General features: G+C 41.9%; 24 protein-coding genes and 1 pseudogene. 17 read left to right on the forward strand and 8 right to left on the reverse strand.

Annotation, left to right across the window (positions count from 1 at the left end; translation table 11 throughout):
• Positions 1 to 198: 198 nt before the first annotated feature.
• Positions 199 to 894, reverse strand: coding sequence for a FadR/GntR family transcriptional regulator (locus tag GJB59_RS18710; protein WP_142826304.1), 696 nt, complete (start codon positions 892 to 894; stop codon positions 199 to 201).
• 174 nt (positions 895 to 1,068) lie between these two features.
• On the opposite strand from GJB59_RS18710, the gene GJB59_RS18715 reads away from it, so the two are divergent.
• From GJB59_RS18715 to GJB59_RS18725, 3 genes are all read left to right on the forward strand, one after another.
• Positions 1,069 to 2,472: an FAD-binding oxidoreductase gene (locus GJB59_RS18715; protein WP_142826303.1), complete on the forward strand. Its 1,404-nt coding sequence runs from the start codon at positions 1,069 to 1,071 to the stop codon at positions 2,470 to 2,472.
• Positions 2,469 to 3,452, forward strand: coding sequence for a bile acid:sodium symporter family protein (locus GJB59_RS18720; protein ID WP_142826302.1), 984 nt, complete (start codon positions 2,469 to 2,471; stop codon positions 3,450 to 3,452). The genes GJB59_RS18715 and GJB59_RS18720 overlap by 4 nt, the downstream gene beginning before the upstream one ends.
• 445 nt (positions 3,453 to 3,897) lie before the next feature.
• Positions 3,898 to 4,749, forward strand: coding sequence for a glycerophosphodiester phosphodiesterase (locus GJB59_RS18725; RefSeq protein ID WP_425325246.1), 852 nt, complete (start codon positions 3,898 to 3,900; stop codon positions 4,747 to 4,749).
• Between the two features lie 87 nt (positions 4,750 to 4,836).
• On the opposite strand, the gene arr is transcribed toward GJB59_RS18725, so the two are convergent.
• A complete protein-coding gene (gene arr, locus GJB59_RS18730) occupies positions 4,837 to 5,253 on the reverse strand; it encodes an NAD(+)--rifampin ADP-ribosyltransferase (RefSeq protein WP_142826300.1) in 417 nt (138 codons plus the stop codon).
• A 197-nt stretch (positions 5,254 to 5,450) separates the two neighbouring features.
• Between arr and GJB59_RS18735 the strand changes: the two genes are divergently transcribed.
• A complete protein-coding gene (locus GJB59_RS18735) occupies positions 5,451 to 5,609 on the forward strand; it encodes a hypothetical protein (RefSeq protein ID WP_185959981.1) in 159 nt (52 codons plus the stop codon).
• Positions 5,606 to 6,463, forward strand: coding sequence for an SRPBCC family protein (locus tag GJB59_RS18740; RefSeq protein ID WP_142826299.1), 858 nt, complete (start codon positions 5,606 to 5,608; stop codon positions 6,461 to 6,463). Before GJB59_RS18735 ends, GJB59_RS18740 begins: the two co-directional genes overlap by 4 nt.
• 458 nt (positions 6,464 to 6,921) lie before the next feature.
• Here the strand turns inward: GJB59_RS18740 and GJB59_RS18745 are convergent, their stop codons facing one another.
• From GJB59_RS18745 to GJB59_RS18755, 3 genes are all read right to left on the reverse strand, one after another.
• On the reverse strand, positions 6,922 to 7,557 hold the full coding sequence (locus GJB59_RS18745) for a hypothetical protein (protein ID WP_142826298.1): 636 nt from the start codon (positions 7,555 to 7,557) through the stop codon (positions 6,922 to 6,924).
• Positions 7,558 to 7,889: 332 nt separating this feature from the next.
• Positions 7,890 to 8,972 (reverse strand): hypothetical protein, encoded by a 1,083-nt coding sequence (locus tag GJB59_RS18750; protein ID WP_142826297.1) that lies wholly within the window; start codon positions 8,970 to 8,972, stop codon positions 7,890 to 7,892.
• 58 nt (positions 8,973 to 9,030) lie between these two features.
• Positions 9,031 to 9,480, reverse strand: coding sequence for a GNAT family N-acetyltransferase (locus GJB59_RS18755; RefSeq protein WP_142826296.1), 450 nt, complete (start codon positions 9,478 to 9,480; stop codon positions 9,031 to 9,033).
• Positions 9,481 to 9,777: 297 nt separating this feature from the next.
• Between GJB59_RS18755 and GJB59_RS18760 the strand changes: the two genes are divergently transcribed.
• Positions 9,778 to 10,764, forward strand: a complete 987-nt coding sequence (locus GJB59_RS18760) for an aldo/keto reductase (RefSeq protein WP_142826295.1) — start codon at positions 9,778 to 9,780, stop codon at positions 10,762 to 10,764.
• 291 nt (positions 10,765 to 11,055) lie between these two features.
• Here the strand turns inward: GJB59_RS18760 and GJB59_RS18765 are convergent, their stop codons facing one another.
• On the reverse strand, positions 11,056 to 11,574 hold the full coding sequence (locus GJB59_RS18765; RefSeq protein WP_142826294.1) for a cysteine hydrolase family protein: 519 nt from the start codon (positions 11,572 to 11,574) through the stop codon (positions 11,056 to 11,058).
• A gap of 589 nt (positions 11,575 to 12,163) precedes the next feature.
• On the opposite strand from GJB59_RS18765, the pseudogene GJB59_RS19400 reads away from it, so the two are divergent.
• Positions 12,164 to 12,322, forward strand: a pseudogene (locus tag GJB59_RS19400) (DapH/DapD/GlmU-related protein); the annotation flags it as partial.
• Between the two features lie 599 nt (positions 12,323 to 12,921).
• Here the strand turns inward: GJB59_RS19400 and GJB59_RS18775 are convergent.
• Positions 12,922 to 13,578: a potassium channel family protein gene (locus tag GJB59_RS18775; RefSeq protein ID WP_142826293.1), complete on the reverse strand. Its 657-nt coding sequence runs from the start codon at positions 13,576 to 13,578 to the stop codon at positions 12,922 to 12,924.
• 559 nt (positions 13,579 to 14,137) lie between these two features.
• Positions 14,138 to 14,740 (reverse strand): CHRD domain-containing protein, encoded by a 603-nt coding sequence (locus GJB59_RS18780; RefSeq protein ID WP_142826292.1) that lies wholly within the window; start codon positions 14,738 to 14,740, stop codon positions 14,138 to 14,140.
• Positions 14,741 to 15,004: 264 nt separating this feature from the next.
• On the opposite strand from GJB59_RS18780, the gene srtD reads away from it, so the two are divergent.
• The 10 genes from srtD to GJB59_RS18830 all read left to right on the forward strand — a co-directional run bounded on the left by srtD (position 15,005) and on the right by GJB59_RS18830 (position 23,492).
• Complete coding sequence (srtD, locus tag GJB59_RS18785; protein ID WP_142826291.1) at positions 15,005 to 15,730, forward strand: class D sortase, LPxTATN-specific; 726 nt, start codon at positions 15,005 to 15,007, stop codon at positions 15,728 to 15,730.
• 523 nt (positions 15,731 to 16,253) lie between these two features.
• Entirely contained in the window at positions 16,254 to 16,556 is a 303-nt protein-coding gene (locus GJB59_RS18790; RefSeq protein ID WP_142826290.1) for an urease subunit gamma, read from the forward strand.
• Between the two features lie 24 nt (positions 16,557 to 16,580).
• Positions 16,581 to 16,904 carry an urease subunit beta gene (locus GJB59_RS18795; protein ID WP_142826289.1) on the forward strand — a complete coding sequence of 108 codons (324 nt, stop codon included), beginning with the start codon at positions 16,581 to 16,583 and terminating at the stop codon, positions 16,902 to 16,904.
• Entirely contained in the window at positions 16,901 to 18,613 is a 1,713-nt protein-coding gene (gene ureC / locus GJB59_RS18800) for an urease subunit alpha (protein WP_142826288.1), read from the forward strand. Before GJB59_RS18795 ends, ureC begins: the two co-directional genes overlap by 4 nt.
• A gap of 11 nt (positions 18,614 to 18,624) precedes the next feature.
• Positions 18,625 to 19,080, forward strand: a complete 456-nt coding sequence (gene ureE, locus GJB59_RS18805; RefSeq protein WP_142826287.1) for an urease accessory protein UreE — start codon at positions 18,625 to 18,627, stop codon at positions 19,078 to 19,080.
• The gene (locus GJB59_RS18810; RefSeq protein ID WP_142826286.1) at positions 19,073 to 19,759 is read left to right on the forward strand and encodes an urease accessory protein UreF; all 687 of its coding nucleotides are present in this window, start codon (positions 19,073 to 19,075) and stop codon (positions 19,757 to 19,759) included. The genes ureE and GJB59_RS18810 overlap by 8 nt, the downstream gene beginning before the upstream one ends.
• A 34-nt stretch (positions 19,760 to 19,793) precedes the next feature.
• Positions 19,794 to 20,405, forward strand: coding sequence for an urease accessory protein UreG (gene ureG, locus GJB59_RS18815; RefSeq protein ID WP_142826285.1), 612 nt, complete (start codon positions 19,794 to 19,796; stop codon positions 20,403 to 20,405).
• A 1-nt stretch (position 20,406) separates the two neighbouring features.
• Positions 20,407 to 21,231 (forward strand): urease accessory protein UreD, encoded by an 825-nt coding sequence (locus tag GJB59_RS18820; RefSeq protein WP_142826284.1) that lies wholly within the window; start codon positions 20,407 to 20,409, stop codon positions 21,229 to 21,231.
• A gap of 149 nt (positions 21,232 to 21,380) precedes the next feature.
• On the forward strand, positions 21,381 to 21,854 hold the full coding sequence (locus GJB59_RS18825; protein WP_142826283.1) for a hypothetical protein: 474 nt from the start codon (positions 21,381 to 21,383) through the stop codon (positions 21,852 to 21,854).
• A gap of 75 nt (positions 21,855 to 21,929) precedes the next feature.
• Complete coding sequence (locus GJB59_RS18830; protein WP_142826282.1) at positions 21,930 to 23,492, forward strand: ABC transporter substrate-binding protein; 1,563 nt, start codon at positions 21,930 to 21,932, stop codon at positions 23,490 to 23,492.
• Positions 23,493 to 23,751: the final 259 nt, after the last annotated feature.

Consider the following 23,751-nt stretch of genomic DNA (forward strand, 5'->3'; position numbering starts at 1 on the left):
GTGCGCGACTCGATGCGGGCGTTGTCAGGTTCGTTATCGTTCTGAATTTCAATACGTCCGCCGAATTTTTGAAAAAACATTGTGTAGTTAAAAACCGCCGCCTTTGAAATTACGTAATTTCAAAGGCGGCGGTTTTTAGAATAAAGGACAAAGCAGAATGCTTTCCAAATAAGGCAGTCTATATTCACCATCCACACACTAAGTAGCTCTATACAGCTCCAGCCGAATCCGTGAAATGTGCTTGTCCATCAGCTGTCTGGCCAAATCGCTGTTGCCACCTGCGATTGCCAAGTAAATTTCTTCGTGTTCTTTTAGGGTGTCTAGGTGGCGACTGCTGTCAGTAAAGCGCTGCCTGCGGGTAGCCCGGATATTTTCTTCCATCCGGTTGGCGAGTGTTTCCATTAGGTCAATTAATAATTGATTTTTCGTAGCATAGGCTACTTGCAGGTGAAAATCCAAATCTGCCTGTACGCCCAATTCCGGATCATCTATCGCTTCAGCCATTTGTGTCAGTACGTATTTTATGGCTTCAAGGTTTTCGGCAGTGGCTCGTTGCGCAGCGAGAGAAGCGGCTTCCACTTCGAATGCCCTGCGCAGTTCAAGCATTTCGTCGATCAATTGAGCGTGTGTTTCATCAATGTGAGTGCGCAGCTCATTTCCGAGTGTATCTCTTTTAGAAACAGCTAGAAAGCTCCCGCCGCCTTGGCGTATTTCTAAAATGTTTTTGCTTTCTAATCGTTTTAACGCTTCTCTGACAGAAGTGCGGCTGACACCGAACAAACTGGCCAAATCGCGTTCAGAAGGGAGCCGGTCGCCAGGCTGCAAGTTCTGTTCGAGGCAGAGCATGTTAATTTGTTCTACGATCAATTCATACGTTCGCTTCTTCGGATTCAAAAACAATCACTCTCCCCGCACAGTGGCTTTTTATGCTTAACTTTATCAATACAAAATCGATTAAGCAATCAAAGAAAATAGAAGTTGTGCTTTTCAGATTATTATGTATAATTGGGTTAATTGGTAGGACCAATTTAGAAGAAGTTAGAATAAATATAGAAGGAGCGATAAAGCATGTCAATCGCCAATCAGGAAACGATTTTGGAAAGCTTGAAGAAACAGTTGAGAGAAGATCTGATCAGCATCAACGAAACTGTCAAAGAGCTGCACGGACAGGATGAATCCTATCATCAAATGGAATTGCCTGATATCGTCGTTTTCCCGGAAACGACCGAGCAGGTATCAGCCATTATGAAAATTTCAACGCAATACCAAGTTCCTGTTGTGCCGTTTGGACTCGGTTCCAGTTTAGAAGGGCACGTCATTCCGCAAAGAGGCGGCATCACCATCGATTTTTCATTGATGAACAAAGTCCTCAAGGTCTTTGAAGAAGATTTCCTGGTGACGGTGCAGCCTGGAGTTACCCGGACGCAGCTCAACAAGGAATTGAAAAAGTACGGGTTATTTTTCACTGTGGATCCTGGAGCGGATGCGACACTCGGCGGAATGGCAGCCACTAACGCCAGCGGCACCACTTCTGTGAAATATGGCGTCATGCGTGACCAAGTGCGTGATTTGGAAGTGGTTACGGCTGATGGAACTGTCATCCACACCGGAAACAAAGCCGCAAAATCCTCATCCGGCCTCCATTTGAATGGATTGTTTGTCGGTTCAGAAGGGACGCTTGGCTGCTTTACCGAAATGACGCTTCGTGTCTATGGCATTCCTGAATTTATTACAGCAGCCCGTGCCTCGTTTGCGACGGTAAAAGATGCTGTGGAAGCAGTTGTCTCCATATTGCAGGCTGGTATTCCAATTGCCCGCGTGGAACTTGTAGATGAGCAATCGATGAAGCAAGTCAATAAATACAATGATACCGCTTACAAGGAAATGCCTACCCTGTTCTTGGAGTTTCATGGAAATGAAGCCGGATTGCAGCAGGATGTAGCCTTTATGCAGGAAATTGTTCAAGGGCATGCATGCGAAGAGGTGGCGTTTGAAACAGATACCGCAGCGCGCATCCGGCTATGGGAAGCACGCCATACGTTGGCTTACGCATATATCCATGGGCATCCCGGCAAAAAAATGATGGTGACCGATGTGTGCCTGCCGATTTCTGAACTGGCGGGAGCTGTCGGACATGCACGGGAAAATCTGATGGCACTCGATTTGCCGGGAGGGATTGTGGGGCATGTCGGGGACGGCAACTTCCATGCGCTCATCATGATGGATATGAACAACCCGGAAGAAATTTCAAGGGCGCAGGAATTCAATGAACGCATTGTCGTGTACGCTCTTGAAAGAGGCGGCACATGTACCGGAGAACACGGCGTCGGCATCGGCAAGCAAAAGTATCAGCAGCAGGAACACGGAGCTGCTTTGGCCGTTATGGAAAAAATCAAAGCCGCACTGGATCCGGATAACTTGTTGAATCCAGGCAAAAACATCAAAGTAGAAAAAAGGGAGCCAATTCAATGAAAATACTGCAGTCATTAAGTGCCATCGCCGGAAAATACTTTGCGGTCTGGGTCATCCTCGCCGCACTGCTTGCTTTTTTCCTGCCTGAAGCATTCATCGGGTTCGGTGCATACATTACCATTCTTCTCGGTGTCGTCATGTTTGGAATGGGACTGACGCTGAAGCCCGTAGATTTCAAAATCATCTTTAAAAATCCGCTTCCGGTGGTTATCGGCGTGGCGGCGCAATTTTTGATCATGCCGCTCGCAGCGTTTGGCATCGCCTATTTGCTGAACTTGCCGCCTGAACTAGCAGCTGGCCTTGTGCTGCTCGGTTGCGTTCCTGGTGGTACAGCATCGAATGTCATGGTGTATCTCGCGAAAGGAAATCTGGCGCTGTCTGTGGCCATGACCTCTTTATCAACGTTGATGGCACCAATCATGACGCCTTTACTGTTGCTGCTCTTGGCCGGTCAATGGCTTCCGGTAAACCCGGTCGATATGTTCATGTCGATCATCCAGGTGATCATCATTCCGATTGCACTCGGTTTTCTGGTCCAGCGAATCTTACCAAAAGTGGTCGCAAAAAGTATTTCCGTCGTGCCGCTCATTTCCGTTGTCGCCATCTTGATCATTGTCTCAGCAGTGACAGCTGCGAATGCACAAAACGTCATCAGTTCAGGATTTATCGTGTTCTTCGCTGTATTTTTACATAATAGCTTTGGCTTAGTGCTTGGCTATTTAACAGCTATGGCAATGGGACTCAATGAAACCGACCGCCGTGCGATTTCGCTTGAAGTGGGCATGCAAAATTCCGGTTTAGGTGTCGCACTGGCCACTGCCCATTTCAGTCCGCTTGCGGCATTGCCGAGCGTGTGGGGTGCAATTTGGCATAATATTTCCGGACCGATTCTTGCGACGATCTGGTCGAAAAAGCCAGCTGTTGGGAATAGAGAAACAGAAGTGGAAAGGGTTCCAGATGTGAAACCTTGGAAAGCTTGAAAAATTATCAGTGATCTTTTGCCATTTATATGAAACTATCAGCCGTCCATACAATGGGCGGTTTTTTTCTGCCGATTTCAATTTAAATGCCTGTCACTTCAGAGTAGAGTCGCTTTGATTTCTTAGCCCCTGCTGTTAACGTAGTTTTGCACAGTGATAAGCATTTGAACGATTTCTGATTGAATTTCCTTTTATGGATTTTATTTTACCGATGATCTATAGAGGTGATGTAACCATAGAAGAGCATGAAAAATTCAATAGAACTATTTTTTAGTTAAATCGCTGGCCAAAATAAAAAACCGAAATGGAAATTTTAAGTAATTAAAAATATATTTCCGTTAATTTACATTTATTTAACCTTTCTTCATGTTCTATTAACACCTACCATATATTCATTGCTTATGCTTAAATTATCAAATACATAGGGAGTGGTTATTTGAAACGGATGATGACTATTTTAGCAGCAAGCCTGGCAATGACATCTTTTACGGGAGCTGCATTTGCTGCTGAACAAGGAGAAGCAGACAAGGTGATATCAAAACAGGAACAGCAAAAAATGGTGAACATCGCACATCGTGGAGCTTCTGGACATGCACCCGAAAATACGATGGAGGCTTTCCACAAAGGATTTGAAATGAAGTCGGACTATATTGAAATCGATGTTCAAATGACAAAGGATGGCGAGCTGGTCGTTATTCACGATACCACTGTAGATCGTACTACCGATGGAACCGGCAAAGTGGGTGACTTAACATTTGAAGAAATTAGACAACTGGATGCTGGCAGCTGGTTCAGTGAAGCCTATGCGGGTGAGAGGGTTCCAACTTTCGAGGAAGTAGTAGATGAGTTTCGAGGCAAGGTTGGTATATTAATTGAGTTGAAGGCCCCAGAACTTTATCCGGGTGTGGAAGAGAAGATTGCGGATGCTTTGATCGAACGAAATATGGCTACACCGAATAATAATAAAATCATCATCCAATCCTTCAACCACGAATCCATGAAAAAATCGAAAGAACTTTTGCCGAATCTTTCTCATGGGGTTCTAACGGGAGGGGGTTGGGCGGATGTAACGGAAGAACAATTAGCCCAATTTGCGGCCTACGCCGATTATTTCAATCCTACGATGAGCATTGTAACGAATGAGCTGGTTACTGATGTTCATGAAGCGGGAATGGATATCTTTCCTTATACTTCGCGCTCACAAGAACAGGCTTTGCGGTTATTTGATTTAAATGTAGATGGCATCATTACCGATTATCCGGAACATGTTTATCATCATCCTGTAAAAAATTCATAATTCCTTAGTGGGAAAGACAGGTCGAGAATTCTTAAAAGAATCCTCGACCTGTTTTGTTTACCTGATTTTTTCATCCTTTTAAAAAGTTCAATCAAGTATAATAGCCTTCCCTTGTTGACGCATTTCTTTTAAAGATGTAAGCATGTGATTGATCTCTTCATCGGAATGCCTTTCCCAGGAGCCCAGTTCTGCGATGATCTTCAGCGGTGACTTGGACCTGTAGGAGCGAGTAGGGTTTCCGGGAAATCTTTTGTCGGTTAAGTTCGGGTCATTTTCAAAATCACCTGTTGGTTCCACAACATAGATTCTTTCTGTTGAATCGGATGCGGCCAGTTCAGCACCCCATTTGGCTGCCTCCAAGGTTGCCGTGAAGTAGATGTAATTGGATTTTTTGTCCTGGTAATTCGATGCAAAATGCGCTTCCAGAAAATCTCCAATATTTAATTGTGCTTTTGTTCCATGAAAGAAAGGGCCCTGGTCCAAAACTTCCTTATTGTCATTCATCCTGAATCTCCTCCTCTATTCTCCTCGTTGTATGTAAAAGTATAGGGCAGGAATTCTGGTAATAGTAGTCTGTAATTTATATTTTCTTCGTAGTATAATTAAGTATAAGGAATGACATCGTAAGCATACATAAACTAGCTAAAGCCCTATTTTTCAAAATTTTATGCCGCATACGGTCCATTGAGGGGATCCTCCCTTTGAGACAGGATAAATTGGTCTGGATTGCGATGATCCGGAAACATGAAATCTGCCTGAGCGACCCGCGAAAAGCTGCTCTTGAAAAGATGGAGACGGTCATTCGGCATTTAATCAGAAACCATTGTGGCCATCACGGAAAAGAAGGGAGAAAATCATGATTAGAATTCACCTTGAAAGGGTTTTTAATGTCGGTCCAGAATTGCTTTGGGAACTTGTGGTTGATCCGGATCATTATCGTTTTTGGACAGAAGCGTTCTCTGAAGGCTCGGAGTTTAAAGGGGAATGGACTAAGGGCAGCCCCATTCGTTTTGTGGTGGAAGATGAAAATGGGAAAGAAAGCGGCATGTTGTCAGAAATTGCAGAAAGCAGATGGCCGGAGTTTATTTCGATCAAGCACGTGGGCTTGGTAATGAATGGTGAGGAGGATTATGATTCCCTATTGGCTCAGGAATGGTCACCAGCCTTTGAGAATTACAGATTTATCCCGAAGGAAGATGGGACGTGTATCTTTGAAGTTGAGCAAGATTTGCCAGAGGAACAAGCCGAAGAGTTTAAAGGGAACTGGGAAAAATCGTTTGACCTGATGGCGATTCGACTTGAAACCAGTGGAAGCGTGGGGAAGATGATAACCCTTCGCGAAAAGTCGCGCAATCGTCCCGAGGTGATTTGGAAAAAGCTTGTCACGCCTGAAAATGTAATGTCTTGGAATTATGCCAGTGATGATTGGCATTGTCCAACCGCTGAAAATAATTTAGTGATTGGAGGCGAATTTCACTACGAAATGGCTGCTAAGGACGGCAGTGTGTCTTTTGATTATTGGGGCACTTATACAGAAATTGAACCTGCTAAAAGATTGTATTTTGTATTGGGCGATGGACGCAAGGTGCGTATCGATATCTTTGAGAAACCTTATGGCTGCTTGATTGAAGAGCGCTTTGAGGCAGAACAGCAAAACAATCTGCACCTTCAGCGCCAAGGGTGGCAAAACATCCTGAAAAATTTGGCGCGGTGATGTAGAGAAATCCTATTTTTTATGAACTGAACCCCAACCGATAGGCACTTTTTTTAAGGGCATACCAGTTGGGGTTCAGTTTATATTTTCAGTTCTTTCACTTTTATTCTAATTACCAAAACCATGAGTGGCTAGCTGTACAAAAAAGAGCTTAAGTAGCAATCAGCCATCAAACAGTATCGCGTAGATAAATAATAGAGCGTAATAAAGATATGGACTATACGCAATCATACAGATTCCAAAAACAACAACCGCAAGCACTTTATACCGGTCATTCGGCAAATACCAAATAAGAACTAACGACAGGATAAAGAAAAAGGTCGAGTAGAGAAACCCATAAGTTGAAACACCAATACTGGCACTGCCATAGAGATTGAGCAAATGATAACAGCTAATACATGGCCGCTAATGAACGGTTCTTTCTCTTCCGCATTCATTACATTCACCTCTTCTTTCGATTAACGGAGAGCTGTCCCTTTACTGCCGTATTTTTTGACGGCCCAATTCCCGGTGAATGCAAATATCGGGACACCTAAAATCACTACAGTGGTTTCTATCAAATCGAAATACAGGAAAGATGTCAGTGTGTTATCCACCCAGCGGTAAACAATCACCGCCCCGTAAGAAAAGAGAAGTCCGCCTGCTGCACCGGCAACAGTTCCTGCCAAACTGAATCGTTTTGTATCGTATTTAATGAAAAAGAGTCCGACCAGCATACAGACGAAGACCAGCACATTAAGATAAACATACAATGGTTCGCTGTAACCAGAATATTGCCAAATCCATTGGTTGAGGAGCTGGAAGAAACGAACGAGCCAAAATCCGAATCCCGCCCCAAGCAGAAGGCCAAGCATATTCAGCCGTTTATAAAAAATCAAAAAGACAATAAATAACAGCAGCACCAAGAACACCGAACTGTAAATAAGAAGCAGGAGAACATCGAAAAAAGGTCCAAGTGATCCTGCTTCCGGAGAGGGCATCTGTACAATTTCATTCAGGTAAAAAGCGTAGGCTCCGTATATTCCGAAATTTATACTGACTGTTGCTATTACTGCAGCTACTGCTGAAACCAAGAAACGCATCAACCATTTCATAGTCCATCTCCTTTTTTCATTAATAGTAACAGAGAACCAGTGTCCTTTCTATTGCATAAGCAAATATACCTCTATTAGATGATTGCGTTAAATTTGTTGGATGATGCGGAGTGTTTTTCATTGGACATCATTGAATAATTATTATCGAACCGTATTCATTTCTCTAGTGCTGAAGAAATGGGTTACCAATTGAGAGAGGGTTTAGCAAATGCCATTTAGTGTACTTTTGTAAAATAACTATTCGGTTTGGAATCTCTAAAAAAAAGGGATGCCATTTCGCTTATGAATTGGCATCCCTTTTATTAATATATTTATCCTTATGCGTAAAGTCTTTATTGTTCTGTAAATATAAAGTTGATCAGATCATCCGTATTCGTATAAGTTATTCTGTCTTCATATTCAATATCGAACTCTTCATACGCTGAAAGTTCGTCACCTTTTAAGAAAATGTGGTCAACTTTAATCTCTGGTTCTAAGTGCATTTCGATGAATTTAAAAATGGTATTCAAGTCTTCACTCAAAAAAGGATTATCGGCATTAAGTCCACCTTTTTGGTAAGTGATAGATAGGACAGCAGACGTACATTTTCCATCTTCATTAGTTAAATTGCAGTTAAACCAGGAGTCAAACGGGTCATTGAACGTATCGTCATATTGGTTTCCGAAATGAAAGCGTTCATTATTCAGCCGAGCTGCTTCTTTTTCTAACGGCTTTACGACTTCATATTCGACAATTTCCAAATATCCCGTTTTTATTTGAAGCAATAATTCTTCTTTGCTTATTACTTTTTCTGGTGGTCCCATATAAAAGCTTATATCTTTTTGGTCGCCATTCTGATCAATTGTTCCAAAAATTGCTACATTCTCAACATTTGCCTGACTCTTTTTTACCAGTTCATACAGTTCGTAATAGGTATCAAAATCTTCCTCTACAAAGGTAGCGTAATTCACAGGTTTGTCGCTCTCCAGGTGCAAAAATGCAGTATCTCCAATGCCTTCTATGTAATGAAGGTGAATCGGGGCACCTTCCATTCCAGAAAAACCGAGTGCCTCAATCTCTGGAATGACGGTTTTCAGTTTCTCGTATTCTTTGTCTATTTCTAATGCAACGTTGTAATCATCCTCGATGACGGTATAGTCGTAAGGGTCAACAGAGACCATAAATTGAATGAGCCCGTCATCTTTTGGCGAAACGGTGTATTCCGTGGTAGAGCCGATTCCATACGAATTTGTTTCAATCACATCAACTTTAAATCCGTACTTTTCTTCTACATAATCTTCAACGACGTGATTGGGTGCATTAGTGATAAGCGGGGCAAACGCGGAATAAAGTTGAATGACTAAAAGTGCAATTGGGACAACTATAATAAGTGAAATTCCTGCTACAATGAAAAGAACTTTCTTTTTGCCAGTCACAATGCTTATCCCTCCATCTTTTCCACAAATGGTTATTGCCTGTCAAAATCACTTACACTTATACCAATTTAACAACAGCCATTTCTTTGCCGAATCGGTCTCCATTATCAACAAATCTCAAACTGGCATATAACTGATGTGCACCATGATTTTCAGGATGATAACCTACCGCAATTTTTTTCGCATTCCAGGAACTAGTCATCTCTTCGATCAATAACCGGCTTGCCTCTTTGCCAATGCCTTTGCCTTGATGCTGCTTGTCGACCATAATTCGATAGATCCAATACGCATCCAGTTCTTCAGGAACTGAATTGCACATCAAAAATCCGACAACTTTTTCTTCAGCATAGATAGCAAACGGCTTTAATGTATGTTCAAACTTTGATTGTGCTATGGAAACTGCATTAGGTTCCATGTATTGTTTTTGTTCTTCTGCCACTTCTAATTCACAGCAGGCGTACCAGTTAGTTTCGTTTAACTCTTCAATTTTAATCGTTAATTCGCTCATGTTTTTCTCCTTCCAAAATGGTAGGAACTGCTTAAGTAAGCAAAATTCCCAGTTAGTTTTAAATTGTATAAAGACAGTAATTATCATATTGACCATCTCAGATAAGAACTAGTTTCTATTAATCAATCAATTTTTTTGATAGTTCGATTGTATCATATGAAAAGCCTGCGCTAATTGTTTAATGGAAGAATATTTCCAACTTCATCGTTTACTCATCGTCGGTACAGGGTAAATATTGTCATGACTCTGTAAGGGTCGCTTAATCCACAATCAATCTTGATGAAGAGGTGAGTTTCGATGAAAAATGAGATAAACATAAAAAACAAACTGGGACTCGGCACAGCGCCGCTTGGCAATATGTTCAGGGAGGTTCCGGAAGACGAGGCGATGAAGACGATCCAGTCCGCTTGGGACGAAGGAATCCGCTATTTTGACACGGCGCCGTTTTACGGGGCAGGCTTGGCTGAAATGAGGCTTGGAGAAATTTTGCCAGCTTATAATCGTGACGAATATTTATTGAGCTCAAAAGTCGGCCGCATTGTGCTGAACGAAGAGGAAGAAAAAGAAGGACTGTTTGAATTTGGCCGTAAGAACAAAATTCAAACGGATTATACAGAAGACGGAACACTCCGTTCGATTGAAGACAGCTTGAAGCGTCTGAAAACAGACCGCTTGGACATGGTGTATGTGCACGACATCTCACCTGACTTTCTTGGAGATGAGTGGGTGACAAAGTTTGATGAAGCGCGTAAAGGCGCCTTTAAAGTGCTAGACCGCCTCCGAGATGAAGGAGTCATTAAAGCTTGGGGGCTTGGGGTGAACACGACAACGCCGATTGAAGTGGCACTAGAACTTGAGGAAGCCCATCCGGACCTGAGCTTGTCAGCTACCCAATATACCTTGCTTCAGCACGAGCGCGCGCTCCAGCGGATGATGCCATTGGCGCAGGAGAAAGGCGGGGGACTTGTTATCGGATCGGCATTTAACTCGGGCGCCTTGTTGGGCGGAGACCATTTCGATTACAAAGAAATCACGCCGGACATCAAAAAGAGAGTAGACCGGTTTAATGATGTAGCACAAAATCATGGCGTGAATTTGAAAGATGCAGCGCTTCAGTTTTCTACAGCCCATCCCGCTGTAAAGGCAGTAGTAACCGGTTCGACGAGACCTGATCGCATTAAGGAAGACTTGCAGGCATTGCAGGCAACGATTCCGGCTGATTTTTGGGAAGAGCTGATCGAGAAGGGGCTTGTTTCTTCTAAAGCTATTTTGCCAGAAAAGTAAACTATTCACATAAGGACGAAGAAAAGGTTCCGGAGATTAAACCGGAACCTTTTTTGTGCAAACTTCAATGCTATACCTTTCAATATACTTTAGTTTTTTTTCATAAAATTGTTTTTAAAAGTTTAGGTAGAACGGCGAACGTTCGTAAAATGTTTTGATACGTTGACGAATGTTCTTTTCGGCCGTTTTTAGATGTTTTAAAGCGTTCGGAAACGTGTACTTTTACAAACGCTTTAAAATAGGAGTAGAAATCATTAAAAGGAGTATGAGGAATTTCAGCTTAAGTTGGAATTATTCCACAAACTCGATGTCGTTTGTCTCCTGCAGTGTGGCAAAACTGCTCAGTTGGCCATTATGATGGTTGATGATTTGCTCGGCGCTCATCACTTCGGAATCCCAGGTACCGTGCGCATCTTTGGCAAGCGTCACGTCAAATCCCAGGTTGCTGGCGCTGCGTGTGGTCGCATCTATGCAGTGCTCAGTCTGGTTGCCTGCAATAACGAGGTTCTGGACGTTTTTATTTTTCAATACCTCCAGCAGCGTTGTTTCGTGAAAGGAATCCGGCGTCCATTTCTGGACAATGTCATCTCTTTCCTCGGGAGTGATGGACTGATGGATTTGCCAGAAGTCGGTGCCTTTTACAAGGCCAGGGTCATTATGCTGCACATAAACGACGGGAACGTGAGCTGAACGTGCTTTTTTGATCAATGACTGCAGATTCTCGAGCAATTGTCCGCTTTGATGGACAGGATTGGACTGGTCGAACATTTCGTTTTGGGCATCAATGATTAATAAAGCCGTTTTAGGCATCGGACATTCTCCTCTTCATTTATTCATTTACCTTATTTTACAGAGGATTCAATTACTTGTATAGTGGCTGTTGTAAAATATGGAAGTAGACCGATGGCTGGGTTGCTGCCGCAACTTCGTGCGTTTCTATCTGTTCTTCTAATGACATACTTTTTAGTTGCGTATCTTTGTAATATATGAGGAGGATTCTAATGGATATTATAAATTTTTTAGCATATTTGAACCGAGGAGAAGCTGTTGAGGGTGGTTCAGAGATGCATAAAAAATGCATGAACTGTCACAGGAAGCATTAAAAATAACCGTTGAACTGAACGGCCATTATCATACTCCCGAAGAAGTTCAGGAACTGTTTTCCCGATTAAGTGGCAAACCGGTAGATTGAACATTTGCCTTATTCCCGCCTTTTTATACGGATTGCGGGAAAAATATCAATGTGGGCAAGAACGTTTTCGTCAATTCGGGCTGCCGTTTTCAAGATCAAGGAGGCATTACAATTGGCGATGGCGCGCTTATTGGACACAATGCTGTTTTGGCGACTCTTAATCACGATATCAACCCTAAAAAGCGCAGCACTATGCAGCCCAGACTCATTACGATTGGTAAAGATGTTTGGATAGTAGCAAACGCCACTGTAGTTCCCGGTGTGGAAATTGAAGATGGAGCTATTATTGCCGCAGGTGCTGTTGTGACTCAGAATGTACCTCCAAACGTAATTGCAGGAGGAGTTCCTGCGAAAGTATTGAAGAAAATCGAGGTAAATCAGGAATAGAACGATTGCTCTCTCTTCTAAAGAAGTATGCAGTATCTCTGATTTTAAATTACTTAAATCAAGTCATATAAAAAGACCATGTAATTCATAAACATCTTTATGAACACGCATGGTCTTTGTTTTTGCTGTTTTTGGGATTCGGCAGCCAACTATTGGCTGATTTACTTTTTGAATCACTTATCGTTTTTGAGTAATTTTTTAAAAATTTATGAAAGAAGATAGCTAAACTTTGAAACCGGTGGCGAAAGCAGGGAAATATAGTACTTTAAGAGCATTTAGATTGAGTATTGAATTCAGAAAATGAAACGAAGTTGGTGAATAATACGACTCATGGATAAAGTTAAAGAGTTTATTGATAAACGGTACCAAACACCAAAGGGGTTGATTGGTACTTATATCGGTGAAAAGATGGTAAGGCGACATCAACCTGAAACGTGCAATGAAGCTCCCTGAAATGACGATGGGAGAAGAGATGTTTTTCTTTTTCTTCAATAGCATTTTTGTATACTGCCTACTTTAAAAGATAAACCCTTGCATTTAATGACTACAATAAAAGGATTGTTGGAGACAAAGCGATTCTACAGCCCCTTTTCCTCGAAGCGTCTTAAATCTTTCCTGTGTCCCATCGTAATCAGAATGTCGCCTTTCACCACTTCATCGTCAGGCAAAGGCGCAATATTAACATCTTCAAATCGTTTGATGGCCAGCACGATGCACCCATATTTTGCACGAATGTCCAGCTGCTTAAGGGTTTTTCCAGACATTTGGGAAGAAGCGATCAACTCAATGATGCTGTAGTCTTTCGACAGCTCAATATAATCGACGATTTTATCAGAGTCCAGGAGGTGTGCTACCCGAATGCCCATTTCTTTTTCGGGCTGAATAACTCGGTCAGCTCCAACTTTTTCTAGAATGAGCTGGTGCTGTTTGTCTCTTGCTTTGACCCAAACATTGGGTACACCCATCTCTTTCAGCATAAGCGTACACAAAACACTTGCTTGCAAGTCTTCGCCAAAGGCAACAATGGCATGCTCAAAATTTCGCACACCTAGCGCTTTTAAATCCCGTTCGTCGGTCCCATTGGCCCTTACAGTGTGTGTAGCAAATTCAGACATCGCATCTACACGTTCTTCTGTCAGATCCATTGCCAGTATCTCATGTCCTAAGGCATGAAGTTCCTGGCATACACTGCTGCCGAAGCGGCCCAACCCAATAATGACAAATTGCTTTTCCATCTGTATACCTCAATTCTATTTTTACTCAAGAAAAAAAGACCATTATAAATAGAATGGTCTCAAGTGCAACCTAGGACCTTTCTCTCTGCAAGCTACTCTCCTTCGTAACAGATGTCAATATATGTTTTGAAAAGATGTTTCAGTGCTTATGACCGAACCTAATTATGTCCCCAACGCATCTCAAAAAAGTGATGTGTAAGAGAATAAGTTAGTTGTACTTTTGATTATGTAGAAGTAGAGGCTTGAGTAAAAACCAGTAATGTATAGAAGTATGCTTATAAAAAGGAAGAGGATGAAGAAATGTTCAGTACTTTGCTTATAAAATAAAGTCACTTCTCAAACGGAAAAAAATTTTTAAATGCTTTTTTCTTTTTCTTGTTTGCTAAGGTGTACTTTTACCAATGCTTTAAAGAGTTGATTAACTATATTTTCTTCGAACAACTGAAAATAATTGAGTGAATGATGTTTAGTTCTACTAAATATCCATATGAACAGAAAAAAGCCGAATTTACGTTATCGGCGAGTAGCCATAATGTAAGGTCGACTTTTATACAAAAAACTATTCGGTTATCTTATTGCGTCGGCCATACATCATAATTCCGCCAGCAACTACTGCAAGCATTCCGAGCATTGTATATAGAGGGCCATTCGAGGCTGTGTCCGCCATTTCGTCGCCTTCTGTATACTCATCCGCCATTTCTGCCTGTCCCCGAATTTCTCCATCAGGATATTCTTCCGTATGAAGATTCACATAAATGTCACCAGCCACGAGTGCCATAGAGAACTCCTGCCAGCTCAAATCACCTACTAGGTCATCGGCAGTCAACGTGCCAGTCGCTACTTCGCCATCGTAATCCATGGCTTCTTCATTTTCAAATAAGAACAATTCTACCGGCCCATTTTCTCCGGCTGCACCACTGTGCAAATGACCAGCTAGCGTGTTGTCTAAGTCATAGGCATTTACGGTGAATTCTAACGAATTTCCATCTTCACTAACTTGAATCTGTGCATCTCCGGTTGCTTCACTCTCAGCCGCCGGGACTTCTTGATCTGGTGTCAACTCTGCCATGAACATTTGTCCCTCATGTGCTGCAAAAGCTGTTCCTGTGAAACTTGCCGCCGCAAAAACTGTAGCCAACGATAATACTGCTGCTTTTTTCATATACCGCTCTCCTTCGGATCTGATTTCGCCTAAGGCGATTCTCTTTCTTAATACCCATAATTAGTTGAAAACAATCAATTTTCTGATAATATTTCATATAGATAGCAATGTTTCTTATTATTTCTTTTAAACTGTTCAATAGGCTACTGTAAAAAAGCGCCGAAATAGCGCATAAGCGCATTCATAGCAGATGAAGGTTATGAAGAGGTAGAAAAAGGGAAGAGTATTTATAATTGTTAATTTATTATAAAGGAGTGAACGGCAATGAAGAGAAATATCGCGATGTTTTTAATCATAGTTGGATTTCTCTTCGCTGGATGGAATGGGTATTTCTGGGCTGTTGAAAGTTTCGGCAGCAAAGAAACCCTTGGTAAAAATGACATTGTTGCAGTGGCTGAAGCGGAAAAGGAAGATTTGAAGCCAAAAATAGATGATTCGACAACAGGAAGACAAGAAACCCCGCAAAACAAAGAGATAGCCCTCTATGAAGAAGGGGATTCTATACTTCCTTCACAGAATGCAGAAAAAGAGGATTCGAAACAATCAACTATGCGTGACTACAAAGAATATAACCGGGGAGACGAGGTAGGGTGGCTGCTTGTCCCTTCTCTTGGTATGAAGTATCCGATTTATTGGGGAACAGATGATGAGACATTAACTCAAGGGGTAGGTTATCACGTAGGGGACTTTACAACCCCGCCAGATGGGTTCGGGCACACCGTTTTATCCGGCCACCGGGATACTGTTTTTCAGGAACTTGGAGAATTGGCGGAAGGAGCGCAGATTTATGTGCAATTTGAAGAGATCCAGTATGAATATAAAATACAAAAAACATGGATTACGGATGCTGAGGACCGCACAGTTATCGTCAATAAGGACGAACCAACTCTGACCCTCACGACCTGCTATCCCTTCAGGTTTATTGGATCGGCTCCAGATCGATACATTATAGAAGCGCTGCTGGTCAACACGACAGAAATGCCTTCCTAATTGCTAATGTTTCCTCATTCGGTTGGGTCCTAATTTAGGCTTTAGCTTAATATTTGAAGAACAAAACAGTTTTTCTTTTTGTTCAGCACAACGATGTACCTGATAATATTGCTCCAACATCTATGGGAAATGACTAACGTAATTTAGCATGCCTAAGAGAACGTAACCTGTTTCATACAACCTACCTATAAAAAAAGCAGCGCCGGGATTGATTTCAAAATACCGGGCTGCTTTTGTTTTATTTAGGATCAATTTATTTGTAGCAACAAAAATAATATTTACAACTTTAGATAGTACTTATTAACTTCTTTTCATAGTACTTAATAACTTCTTTAAACAGTTACTATATACCTTGGAGTGTCCTAATGCTAAGTTGCTCTAGAGGAAGTTTAAAAGTCAGAAGCTTAGGGGAAATTAAAAAGATATGGTTATTTGAAATTTCAGATAATTAAAGTTCTAAAAATTTCAAGTCACTAAGTGGACTTCTTTTACTATCAGATAAAAAAGGGAGGAGGGTTAGACTATGCATTTATTGCCTCGTGAGATTGACAAATTGATGATCGTAGTCGCTGCAGATTTGGCTAAAAGACGGCGGGAAAGAGGATTAAAGCTTAACCACCCCGAATCTGTTGCCATCATTACTTATGAAATAGTTGAAGGTGCAAGAGATGGGAAAACGGTTGCAGAATTAATGGAATTTGGAGCAACAATATTAACGACAGAAGACGTCATGGAAGGTATTCCTGAAATGATTAAAGACATTCAAGTTGAGGCCACATTTCCTGATGGAACAAAACTAGTTACTGTACACAGTCCGATTCGTTAATTTAAGCAAAGGAGGAAGAGGCTTATGGAACCAGGAGAATATGTATTGAAAGAAGAAGATATAGTTTGCAATGAAGGAAGAGAAGTCGCTATGGTTTCCGTTATCAATGTAGGAGACCGGCCTGTACAGGTAGGGTCACATTTCCACTTTTATGAAGTGAATCCAGGTCTTCAGTTCAATCGGGAAGAAGGTTATGGAAAACGTTTGAATATTCCTGCCGGGGCGGCAGTCCGGTTTGAGCCTGGAGATGAAAAAGAAATAGAGCTGATTCCATTTGTTGGAGAGCGCCGAGTATATGGTTTCAATAACAAGGTGGATGGCCCACTGGAAAGCAGGGATGGATCATGAGTTTCAAAATGTCCAGAAAGCAATATGCAGAGATGTTTGGACCTACAACAGGCGATGCGGTCCGACTTGCTGATACCAATCTATTTATCCAAGTCGAGAAAGACTTTACGACTTATGGAGAAGAAATGGTATTTGGTGGCGGAAAAGTCATCCGTGATGGAATGGGACAGCATCCTCTTGCCGCACGTGAAGACGGAGTTCCTGACACAGTCATCACGAACGTTATCATTTTTGACTATACCGGAATCGTAAAAGCTGACCTTGCTATACGAGACGGGAAGATATTTGGCATAGGAAAAAGCGGCAATCCGCTCATTATGGATAACGTTGATATCATTGTCGGCACAGCAACCGAAGTGATAGCGGGCGAGGGACTGATTGTAACTGCAGGCGCCATTGATACCCATGTACATTTTATAAATCCAGAACAAGTGCAAGTAGCTCTTTCAGCTGGAACGACAACATTAATCGGTGGCGGTACGGGTCCCGGAGCCGGGTCGAAAGCAACAACCGTTACGCCAGGTGAATGGAATATCCACCGAATGCTTGAAGCGGCAGAAGGTTTGCCAATCAATATCGGATTTACGGGCAAAGGTCACGCAGCAACTTCTGCACCATTAGTAGAGCAAGTAAAAGCAGGAGTCATCGGACTGAAAGTCCATGAAGATTGGGGAGCAACAGGTTCTTCTCTTGATCATGCACTTCGTGTCGCGGATGAATATGACATCCAAGTCGCTCTCCATGCCGATACTTTAAACGAAAGCGGATTTATGGAACAAACCATGGCTGCAGTAAAAGATCGGGTCCTCCATATGTACCACACAGAAGGAGCAGGCGGCGGACATGCACCAGACTTAATCAAATCAGCAGGTTATCATAATATACTACCGTCTTCGACCAACCCCACCCTCCCCTATACTGTCAATACCGTTGATGAACATCTAGATATGGTGATGGTTTGCCATCACTTGAATCCTTCAGTACCGGAAGACATTGCGTTCGCCGATTCAAGAATACGCCGAGAAACGATTGCTGCGGAAGACATTCTGCACGATATGGGTGTATTCAGTATGGTCAGCTCCGATGCTCAAGCTATGGGACGCGTCGGTGAGGTTGTCATACGAACATGGCAAGTAGCCGATAAAATGAAAATGCAGCGCGGCGTCATGGAAGGCGACAGCGAGTATGCTGACAATAACCGGGCTAAGCGCTATATTGCGAAATATACGATTAATCCTGCTATCACCCATGGGATTTCAAATCATGTCGGCTCGATTGAAGTAGGCAAAATGGCAGATCTGGTTTTATGGAATCCGGCATTTTTGGGTGTGAAACCGGAAATGGTTCTGAAAAATGGACTGGCTGTCGTTGGTTTGATGGGAGACGCCAATGCTTCTATTCCAACACCGCAGCCGTATATTTCGCGTCCGATGTATGCCCAGTATGGTAAAGCGTTATCAAGAAGTTCCGCAACATTCATTTCTCAAGCAGCTTTTGATGACGGCGTTCATGAAAAGCTTGGACTTCAAAAAATCATTCTGCCTGTCGGAGGCATCCGAAATCTGTCGAAAAAAGACATGAAACTGAATTCAGAAACACCTGATATCACCGTAGACCCGCAAACGTACGAAGTGAAAATAAACGGAGAACTGCTGACATGTGACCCTGTAGACAAGGTTCCGATGGGGCAGCGATATTTCCTATTCTGAGGTGAATTGAATTGATAATTGAAGAAGTAATAATGAATGTAGAAGATATGGATAAAAGTGAGATTGATAAGAGGCACATTGAAAAAGTCTATTTGGAAAGCGCATATTTGGTTAAACGAATTCAGCGTGTCAAGACCGATCACGGAAACGAGCTGGGAATTCGCTTAAAACAAGCGCGTGATCTAGTTGCAGGCGATGTTCTGTTCATGGACGACAAAAACATGATTGTAGTAGATGTGCTATCTGATGATTTGATTGTCATCAGTCCTCGAACTATAGAAGAGATGGGCAACATAGCCCACCAACTTGGAAACCGTCATTTGCCAGCTCAGTTTGAAGGCAATGACATGCTTGTCCAATACGATTATTTGGTGGTGGCGCTACTGGAGGAATTAGGAATTCCGTTTAGACGAGAAGATCGCAAGGTGAAAAAAGCATTCCGCCACATCGGCCATAGCCATGAATAAAAATCTGCTCTCGCTGTTTCAAATATGTGATTCTGGATTGCCAACCGGGGCTTTCAGCCATTCATTTGGTTTGGAAAGCTATATACAGGTGGATATTGTTAAAGATCAAAAAACGTTTTTTGAATGGCTTCGCGTCTATGTCCATGACCAATTAATCTATACGGATGGACTGGTGTGCCGGCTGGTTTATGAGGCGCTTGAACAGCAGAATTTTCAAGAAATATGGGAATGGGACCGGATGTTAATGGTTCAGAATTTACCGAGGGAAACACGGGAAGGCACGCAAATGATAGGCGACCGTTTGCTGAAAATCGCTCAATCACTCTACGATTTTCCAGTACTTGCGCTCTATCGCGATCGGATTGACAAAAAGAAGGCGTTTGCGCACCCTTCAATCGTATTTACGATGATTGCCTATGGGCTGCAGGTTTCAAAAGAAGATGCCATTCTGTACTATCTGTATTCAGCTTCATCAAGCCTTGTTCAAAATGCCGTCCGGGCAATCCCTTTAGGACAGACAGCGGGAATCATGATTACACACAAATTCCATCCTGAGTTGCAATTGGCAATGAAGAAAATTATGCAGCTCACAGAGAATGACTTCGGGATTGTATCACCTGGGCTTGAGCTTTCCCAAATGCACCATGAACGCGTCAACATTCGTATTTTTATGTCGTAACTATAGAATTTTAAAAAGAGAAGGAAGTGTTTAGATGGGACCGATTAAAATTGGTGTCGGCGGACCGGTAGGGGCAGGAAAAACCATGCTCGTTGAAAAAATAACACGCAACTTGGAGCAGGAAATTGAAATGGCTGTCGTCACAAACGACATCTACACGAAGGAAGATGCAAAGTTCTTGATGGAAAACGGCGTACTTCCAGAAAACCGTATCATCGGAGTTGAAACCGGAGGATGTCCGCATACGGCTATCCGTGAGGACGCATCAATGAACTTTGCGGCAATTGACGAACTGGTAAAGCGCCATCCGGACGTTGAACTTATTTTCGTTGAAAGTGGTGGCGACAACTTGGCAGCAACCTTCAGTCCTGAGCTCGTCGATTTTTCAATTTACATCATTGATGTGGCACAAGGCGAGAAGATTCCACGAAAAGGCGGCCAAGGAATGATCAAATCGGATTTATTTGTTATCAATAAGACCGACCTGGCTCCTTATGTAGGTGCACGCTTGGATGTCATGGCTTCAGATACAAAAGTATTTCGTGGCGACAAGCCGTTCGTGTTTACAAACCTGAAAACTGAGGAAGGGCTCGATCGAGTCATTGAATGGATGAAGACCCACGTTCTGTTAAAAGGGCTGGAATAATATGACCTCATGGACAGGCGAGCTCTCGCTGGATTTAGAAGATAGAAAAGGAAAGACGGTTGCTAGAAATGTGTTCTTTCAAGGAGCATTCAAAGTGATGCGACCGATTTACCATGACGATACTGGCAAAGTCTGTTACTACTTGCTGAATCCTGGCGGCGGATATTTGGATGGCGACCGTTATCGAATGAAAGTGACGGCCAACAAAGGGGCTAAAGTTACCTTAACTACACAATCCGCGACGAAAGTTTATAAGACGCCGAAGGGATATGCCTATCAAGAGACGGATATAGTGCTTGAGAAAGGAAGTTACTTGGAGTTTCTCCCCGACCCGTTGATTGCATATGAAAATGCACGATATTTGCAAAAAAATACTATTCGGATGGAATCCGGAGCAATTTTTCTTTACACTGATATTTTAACGCCTGGATGGTCTCCGAGCGGAAAGAAATTCTCATATCATACAGTCCAATTGGTCAATAAAATATATTTTGATGGCAAACTTGCTGTATTTGACCATATCAAGCTGTCTCCGGGAAAGCAGGACATCTCGGGCTTAGGATTCATGGAAGGATACAGCCATATAGGATCGATGATTGTTATTGGTGAACAAACAAATGCTGAGTTACTCGATGAACTATATGAAATTATCCTTTCTCAGGGAGCTGATATGAAATATGGCTTATCGGAACTAGTTATTTCTGGCTTGAGCATTCGTATATTGGCTAATTCAACACAAGTAATCGAAAGAATTATCTTTGAATGCCGTCGCTTAATACACGAAAAATGGTTTGGTATGACACCTAACTCACTAAGGAAATATTAAGTTTTAATAATCTATCAGTTCAGCAAGTGGATAAATTTTTTATTGCAGAAAATCTAGAGGAGATTATCTTACATTCTTTCAAAAAGCGGATTACTTACTTTATTAATGAGGGAAACTATTAAAACAGAAGTTTTAAGGAGGTCTGGAATATGTTCAAAGAAGAGCAGGATGAACCACTACTAGAAAATTTTGAAGTAACATCCGTTTTTGAAGAGCGTGTATATGAAAGATATGAGTTTACATTTAAAGTAGAAAATCACGAATTTAAAGGCCACTATTATGAAAATAAAATCCAATGGCTACACCCTCACCCAAAGCAATTGATTGGTGAAGAGAAAGTGGGTGCGATTGAGTCCGTTATTCACAAGCTGATGGTGCAATATGGTATTTCAAGTGAAACGAAGGAATTGGAGGTTAAGCCAGTTTTCGAAGATAAAGCTTACAAACGTCTTCAATTTAGTTTGAATGTGCAGGGAGAGCAGTATAAAGGATTCATCCATGAAGATGAAATCCAATGGTTTCATCCACAACCGAAGCAAAAGCTGAAAGAAGAACAAATGGAAGCAATAGAAGCCGAAATTCAGGGGAAATTAGTAGATTATCAAAAAGAAGAAAACGAATGAAAAAGAAAGTTCTAAGAAGTAAGAGTGACTCAAAAAAATGAATCTAGCAAAACATTATCATTAAGGTGAGTGTTTATGAATAAAAGAATTAATTTTTGTTTTCTCGTTGCTGTCTTGTTAACTCTTTCAGCATGCAATCAAGAAAGTAGCACTTCTACAGATTCGCCAACAACTAAACAGCTCGTTTATGGCATGAATTCGGAGATTGAAAAAGTCAACCCAGTTCTGGATGAGAGCCAAGAAATCGACACTCTTCTCTTTCGAGGATTAACAAAACCTGATGCAGAAAATCAGGTGACCTCTGATTTGGCGAAAAGCTGGGAAATTTCAGACGACCAATTGATTTACACTTTTATACTTCGTGAAGATGCGACTTGGCAGGATGGGGAACTGGTAACAGCAGAAGATGTTAAATTCACGTTTGACCAAATCCAAAGTCCTGAGACGAATACACCCATTGCCGGTGAGTTTAACGAGATTGCATCAGTAGAAGTGACAGGTGAATATGAAATAAAGATGACATTACACAGACCCTTTCCTCCGCTTCTCGATAAGCTGAAAATCGGAATTGTTCCGGAACATTTGCTTAGTAATGAAGATCTCAATACAACTAATTTCAATCAAAATCCTGTTGGTAACGGTCCTTTCAAATTGAAAAAATGGGAAGCCGACCATACGATTACGTTGGAACGTAACGAAGAGTATTATGGAATTGCACCAAAATTAGATGAAGTGGTTTTTAAAGCGGTTCCGGATGCGAACACACGGATACTTCAATTGAAAACCGGTGAAATTGATTTAGCACTTGTAGAACCCAACCAGTTAGCCGGTATAAACGAAAATGATCCCTACTCAGTGTATGAAGTTCCAACGGCAGACTACCGTGCTGTGATGTACAATTTCAATCTCCCTTTATTTCAGGATAGACGGGTTCGCCAGGCGATGAATTATGCAGTAAATCGGGATGAATTAGTAAAGGGAATATTAGCCGAAAAGGGAGAAGCAGCATATGGGCCTTTGCAAAAATCATGGGCTGGAACTTCTAATGGAGAAGAATATACTTACAATCCTCAAAAAGCACGGCAACTTTTAGCAGAGGCAGGCTGGGTTAAAGGTACTGATGGTACACTCATGAAAGAGGGAAAGCGTTTTGAATTCGAATTGGTTTCTCCAATTCAAGATACTGTACGTGTAGCACTTGCCAATGTCGTCTCTGAACAACTCAAACCCTTTGGTATAGTTGCCAATCCGAAACCTATTGATCAAAATGCCATCAACTATGAGGCTGAAGAAGCATTAATCATAGGGTGGGGCAGTGAATTTGATCCAGATGACCATACGTATCGTCTGTTCCACAGCAGTGAAATAGGCGACGGACAGTATAATTTTGGATCTTACCAGAATGAAAAAGTTGACGAATTATTGTTGAAAGCGCGCACTACGACGAATACAGATGAAAGAAAAGCTTACTACCAGCAATTTCAGGAAGAAATCACAAATGATCCGCCTTACAATTTTCTTGTTTACCTTGAAGCATTATACGGTGTTAACGAAGATGTATCAGGAATCAGCACACGTACACTTGGCCATCATGGATTCGGTGTTTTGTGGAATATTGAAGAGTGGGATAAAGAATAAACGAAAATTACAAATAAAGTTTTAAGGCTGAATTGACCTAGTAGTTCATGACGTTAGAAAAACCTCTCAGTTAACACTCTATGACACTCGATCGGAAAATAGCAGTCCAATTTTGGAACGACCGTATGCAGTCTAAATTTTTAAAACTAAAAAAACACCTTCGTATTGATTCACGGCTATTTTCATACCTGTGAATCAACGAAAGGTGTTTTTACTTGTTTTATTTATAATTCACCGCAATCGCTTACTACACCCGACG

It is taken from the genome of Planococcus soli (genome assembly GCF_016881065.1).
In the GTDB taxonomy this organism is placed as follows: Bacteria; Bacillota; Bacilli; order Bacillales_A; family Planococcaceae; genus Planococcus; species Planococcus soli.